At 70.4% G+C, this 4,734-nt stretch carries 7 protein-coding genes; 4 read left to right on the top strand and 3 right to left on the bottom strand.

What is annotated here, in order from left to right:
- A partial coding sequence (locus VGD32_RS14240; RefSeq protein WP_331032540.1) for a DUF938 domain-containing protein occupies nt 1-643 on the top strand: 643 nt, incomplete at its 5' end.
- Nucleotides 640-1,404 (top strand): pseudouridine synthase, encoded by a 765-nt coding sequence (locus tag VGD32_RS14235; protein WP_331032539.1) that lies wholly within the window; start codon nt 640-642, stop codon nt 1,402-1,404. The genes VGD32_RS14240 and VGD32_RS14235, both read left to right, overlap by 4 nt.
- Nucleotides 1,405-1,706: 302 nt before the next feature.
- On the opposite strand, the gene VGD32_RS14230 is transcribed toward VGD32_RS14235, so the two are convergent.
- Together VGD32_RS14230 and VGD32_RS14225 are read right to left on the bottom strand one after the other, a co-directional pair.
- The gene (locus VGD32_RS14230) at nt 1,707-2,237 is read right to left on the bottom strand and encodes a dihydrofolate reductase family protein (RefSeq protein WP_331032538.1); all 531 of its coding nucleotides are present in this window, start codon (nt 2,235-2,237) and stop codon (nt 1,707-1,709) included.
- A gap of 20 nt (nt 2,238-2,257) precedes the next feature.
- The gene (locus VGD32_RS14225; RefSeq protein ID WP_331032537.1) at nt 2,258-2,929 is read right to left on the bottom strand and encodes a glutathione S-transferase family protein; all 672 of its coding nucleotides are present in this window, start codon (nt 2,927-2,929) and stop codon (nt 2,258-2,260) included.
- Nucleotides 2,930-3,010: 81 nt separating this feature from the next.
- Here VGD32_RS14225 and VGD32_RS14220 point away from each other — a divergent pair, with 81 nt between their 5' ends.
- Complete coding sequence (locus VGD32_RS14220; protein WP_331032536.1) at nt 3,011-3,451, top strand: MarR family winged helix-turn-helix transcriptional regulator; 441 nt, start codon at nt 3,011-3,013, stop codon at nt 3,449-3,451.
- A gap of 185 nt (nt 3,452-3,636) precedes the next feature.
- Here the strand turns inward: VGD32_RS14220 and VGD32_RS14215 are convergent, their stop codons facing one another.
- On the bottom strand, nt 3,637-4,389 hold the full coding sequence (locus VGD32_RS14215) for a glutaredoxin (RefSeq protein ID WP_331032535.1): 753 nt from the start codon (nt 4,387-4,389) through the stop codon (nt 3,637-3,639).
- A 71-nt stretch (nt 4,390-4,460) separates the two neighbouring features.
- Between VGD32_RS14215 and VGD32_RS14210 the strand changes: the two genes are divergently transcribed.
- The coding region (locus VGD32_RS14210) for a MerR family transcriptional regulator (RefSeq protein WP_331032534.1) at nt 4,461-4,734 on the top strand (274 nt) is incomplete at its 3' end.

Genomic DNA, 4,734 nt, shown 5'->3' with positions numbered 1-4,734 from the left:
CGCCATGCAGACCATGGATGCGATCAGCGCGACTCCCGCGGGCGCCCTCGCCTCCCCCGCGGCGGCCCGGAACGCGGGGCCGATTCTGGAGGTGCTGAAGGCGCACCTGCCGGCGCGGGGGCGGGTGCTGGAGATCGCCGCCGGGTCGGGCGAGCACGCCGTCGCCTTCGCAGGGGCCTTGCCGGGGCTGGAGTGGACGCCAAGCGATCCGTCGATGGAGGCGCGGGCGAGCATCGCGGCCTGGGCGGAGGCGGCGGGCCTGCCGAACCTGCGGCCGCCGCTGGCCCTGGACGTGCTGGACGCGGCGGGCTGGCCCGAGGGGCCGTTCAGCGCCGTCGTGTGCATCAACATGATCCACATCAGCCCGTGGGCGGCGACGGAGGGGCTGATGCGGCTGGCCGGGCAGGTGCTGCCGGTCGGCGGGCTGCTGGTCACCTACGGGCCATACCGGGAGGCGGAGGTTCCGCTGGCGCCGTCCAACGCGGCCTTCGACGAGAGCCTGAAGGCGCGGGACCCGGCGTGGGGTCTGCGCGACCGGGACGCGGTGGCGGCGGCGGCGAAGGCGGAGGGGCTGGCGCTGACGCGGCGGGTGGCCATGCCGGCCAACAATCTGATGCTGCTGTTCCGGCGGGTGGGCGGATGAGCCTGTCGCGGACTTACGACGGCGCGGAGCCGGTGCGGCTGAACAAGTTCATGGGTCAGTCGGGCATCTGTTCGCGGCGGGAGGCGGATGCGCTGATCGCCGAGGGGCTGGTGTCGGTCGACGGCGCGGTGGTCACCGACGCGGGGCGCAAGCTGCAGCCGGGGCAGACGCTGACGCTGAACGAGCGGGCGACGGCGGCGCTGGCGGAGGGCGTCACCATCGTGATGCACAAGCCGGTCGGCTACGTCTCGGGGCAGCCGGAGCCCAACAAGCTGCCGGCGGTTCGACTGGTCACGGACAACAACCGCGTCGGCGAGGGTGTGACGCCCGCGGACGAGGTGTCCCTGCCCCCGATCGGGCGGCTGGACGAGGATTCGCGCGGGCTGCTGCTGCTGTCGTCGGACGGCGTCGTGGCCAAGGCGGTGATCGGGCCGGGGTCGGACCTCGACAAGGAGTACCTGGTCCGGGTGACCGGGGACGTCACCGAGAAGAAGCTGAAGATCCTGCGCCACGGCCTGATGCTGGACGGGCGGCAGCTGAAGCCGGCGTACGTCAGCCGGCTGGAGACCCAGCGGCTGAAGTTCATCCTGCGCGAGGGCCGCAACCGGCAGATCCGGCGGATGTGCGAGATGGTCGACCTGGAGGTCGTCGACCTGATCCGGGTGCGCATCGGGCCGCTGAAGCTGGACAATCTGCCGGAGGGGAAGTGGCGGTTGCTGACCGCGGAGGAACGGGCGGCGCTGGTCGGGGGCGGTCGATGAAAAACAGGGGGGCAGAGTCGGCAGAGTCGTCATCGCCCGGTGAAAGACGGGGGGGCAGAGTCGGCAGGGTCGGCAAACAGCGGAAAGCGGGAAGCGTACGATCCCTGTGGCGGGGTCGGACAGGTGTGATTGTCAAAGACCGGGCGAGGCGATGTCTCGCGGAAAGCCCCATTATAGCGGGCGCTCGCCCTGCGGCGCGTTCATGACGCTGACGTCATGACAACCTCGCGGGAAAACAGTGGGTTAAGTCTGAAAAGTCTGATGGCTGACGGCGGATTTGCAGCGCAGCAATCACCCCGCCGTCATGCGGGCGCGTAGGTCAGGCGGATCGCCTCCCCGCCGATCCGGTCATGGGCCACGAGGCGCAGCGGCGGCGGCGGACCGGCGAAGAACGGAGCGCCCTGCCCCAGCACCACGGGATGAATGTAGAGGCGATACTCGTCGATCAGGCCGGCCTCGGTCAGGCCTTGCGCCAGGGCCGGTCCGCCGACGTGGATTTCGCCCCCGAGGTCCTGCTTCAACCGGCGGATCGCGCCCGCCACGTCGCTCGAGATCAGGGTGGCGCCGGGACCGACCGAGGTCAGGGAGCGCGACACCACCCATTTGCGCTCGGCGCGCCACGCCGCCGCGAACTCGCGAAGGTCCGGCGTCCAGTCGGGGTCGTCCTCCTCCCAGTAGCGCATGATCTCGTAGAGCCGCCGCCCGTAGACCATGCCGGTCGCCTCGCGCACCTGCTTGATCCAGTGCCGGAAGAGCACCGGATCGGGCGCGAACCTGTCGTGGTCGACGTAGCCGTCGAGCGAGACGTTCATGGCGAAGACGAGCCGGGCCATGGCGAAACCTCCGATCGGGGTCAGGCCGCCACGAGGCGGGGATCGGCCGCCTCGGCGGCCCGGAACGGCGCCAGCTGGTCTGCCAGCGCCCGCTGGAAGGCGGGCCGGGCCTCGGCGCGGGCGACATAGTCGGCCAGGGCTGGGAAGTCGGCGACGATGGAGGTGTGGCGCAGATCGCGCAGCACATGGGTCATCAGGATGTCGGCGGCGCTGAAGCGGTCGCCGGCGAACCAGTTGCGGTCACCGAGCGCGGTCTGCAGATCGGCGAGCCGCTTGCGCAGGAAGGCCTCGACCTCGGGCCGGCGTTCCTTCGCCCAAGCCTTGTCGGGGTGGAACAGGTCGATGGTGGCCAGTTCGGCGACATAGGGCTCGACGCTGTTCATGGCCGCGAACAGCCAGGTCAGGACCATGGCCCGCCCCGCGTCGTCGGCCGGCATCAGGGCGTCGGAATGCTGGGCGATCCACAGGACGATGGCTCCGCTTTCGAACATCTCGACCTTGCCGTCGCTGTAGGCCGGCACCTGGCCGAAGGGCTGCCGGGCGCGATACCCGAGGGTCGACTGGTCCTCGAAGCCGATCAGGTGGTCGTCGTAGCCGAGACCGGCCTCCTCCAGCGCCCAGCGCACGCGGATGTCGCGGACGGACCCCTGGGCGAAGGGCGGGACCCATCTGAAGGCGGTGACCTGAATCATGGCGAGCTCCTGCTGGGTTCCCGGCGCCGTCCGCGCCCGGTGATCGTTGACTATTATGTTGATATCAACATATCTTGGCGCATGTCAAACATTCCGGCCGCCTTCGCCGCCACCCTGCACATCCGGGATCATTGCCTGTGCCTGCACGCCCAGCGGGCGGCGCGGGCGCTGTCGCGGCGCTTCGACGAGGCGTTCCGCCCCTTCGGGATCACCAGCGGCCAGTTCTCGCTGCTGAACTCTCTGAACCGGCCAGAGCCGCCGACCATCGGCGCGGTGGCTTCGTTGCTGGCCATGGACCGGACCACGGTGACGGCCAATCTCAAGCCGCTGGAGCGGATGGGGGCGGTGACGGTGTCGGTGGACGCGAAGGACCGGCGCGGACGCCGGGCCGCGCTGACCGAGGCGGGCCGGGCCCTGCTGGCCCGGGCGACACCGGTGTGGGTGGAGGAGCACGCCCGCGTCGAGGCGGAGCTGGGCCGGGACGCGGACGAGCTCAGGGCGGGGCTGAGGGAGGTGGGGTAGATCCCGCTCACCTCTCCATGAGCGAAGGCGAATGGGGAGGACAGATCGGCGCGCCAGTGGCGATCAGGAGGGGGCGGCGCAGGCGTCCGCCAGCCAGGCGCCAATCACCCTCCCTCCGCGCCGCCCCCTCCTGACCGCTGCGCGGTCGTCCTCCCCATTCGCCTTCGCGCATGGAGAGGTGATCGTCAGTGCCCCGCCAGCATCCACACGGCCATGGCGATCATCATCAGATTCTCGGTCAGGGACACGAAGCCGAGCGGGACGTTGGACGAGCCGCCGACGCAGGCGCATTTCAGCTCGCGCCTGTCGATATAGACCGCCTTGAACACCGACACCGCGCCGACGCCGCCGATGAACAGGGCCACCGGCGCCGACAGCCAGGTCAGGGCCCCGGCCAGCATCAGCACGCCCGCGCCCAGTTCGGCGAAGGGGTAGATGTAGCCATAGGCCGGCCAGCGCTGGGCCAGCAGGTCGTAGTTGAGGAACATGGTCGAGAATTTCTCGACGTCTTGCAGCTTGAGCATGGCCAGCAGGATCATCGCCGCGGCGATGAAATTGGGCAGGACCATCGTCGAGATCGCGCCCATGGACAGCCAGTCGATGGCGAGGGCGATCAGGGCGGCGGCGGCGAACACCACCAGCACCGGCGTGTAGCTGGTCGCGCCCGGCTCGGGGACCGTCTCGCCGAAGAAGCGGCGCAGGTCGTCGTGGCCGCCGATGCGGACGCCGTCGATGAAGGTCTGGGGCGTGGTCTTGACGCCGTGCAGGGCCTTGAAGGCCTCGGTCTCCTCGCGGGTCTTCAGGTGATGGTCCTGCACCGCATAGCCCTTGCGGCGCAGCAGCCACAGCGACTTGCGGCCATAGGGGCAGACGTGGTCGGGCATGACCATGCGGTGAAGGACGGCGGTCTTCCGGGGCGCGGGATTTTGGGCGGACATGGGGCTTTCTCCTGTTGCCGATAACGGTCCGCGCCCCATGTAGGGTCCGTATCATGGTACGGAGGCAAGGCATGCCCGGAACGGGGGATCGGATGACCATCGCGCGGCTGGCGGCGGCCGGCGGCGTCGGGGTGGAGACGGTGCGGTACTATCAGCGGCGCGGCCTGCTGGAGACGCCGCCGCGGCCCGACGGGCCGGGTCTGGGCGGCGGGGTGCGGCGCTATGGGGCCGGGGATGTGCGGCGGCTGCGCTTCATCCGCTCGGCGCAGGGCGCGGGCTTCACCCTGGAGCAGATCGGCGAACTGCTGGCGCTGGATGCGGGCGAGGACCGGGCGCGGGCGCGCG

This window comes from Brevundimonas sp., from assembly GCF_036402095.1.
Taxonomy (GTDB): Bacteria; Pseudomonadota; Alphaproteobacteria; order Caulobacterales; family Caulobacteraceae; genus Brevundimonas.
The sequence above is the reverse complement of the archived record's forward strand: the minus strand, read 5'-3'. Positions and strand labels throughout refer to the sequence as shown.

Bases quoted from the DNA above. Each gene is read 5' to 3' on its own strand.
- VGD32_RS14235 (WP_331032539.1), top strand. From the start codon at position 640: ATGAGCCTGTCGCGGACTTACGACGGCGCGGAGCCGGTGCGGCTGAAC.
- VGD32_RS14230 (WP_331032538.1), bottom strand. From the start codon at position 2,237: ATGGCCCGGCTCGTCTTCGCCATGAACGTCTCGCTCGACGGCTACGTC.
- VGD32_RS14215 (WP_331032535.1), bottom strand. From the start codon at position 4,389: ATGTCCGCCCAAAATCCCGCGCCCCGGAAGACCGCCGTCCTTCACCGC.
- VGD32_RS14220 (WP_331032536.1), top strand. From the start codon at position 3,011: ATGTCAAACATTCCGGCCGCCTTCGCCGCCACCCTGCACATCCGGGAT.
- VGD32_RS14225 (WP_331032537.1), bottom strand. From the start codon at position 2,929: ATGATTCAGGTCACCGCCTTCAGATGGGTCCCGCCCTTCGCCCAGGGG.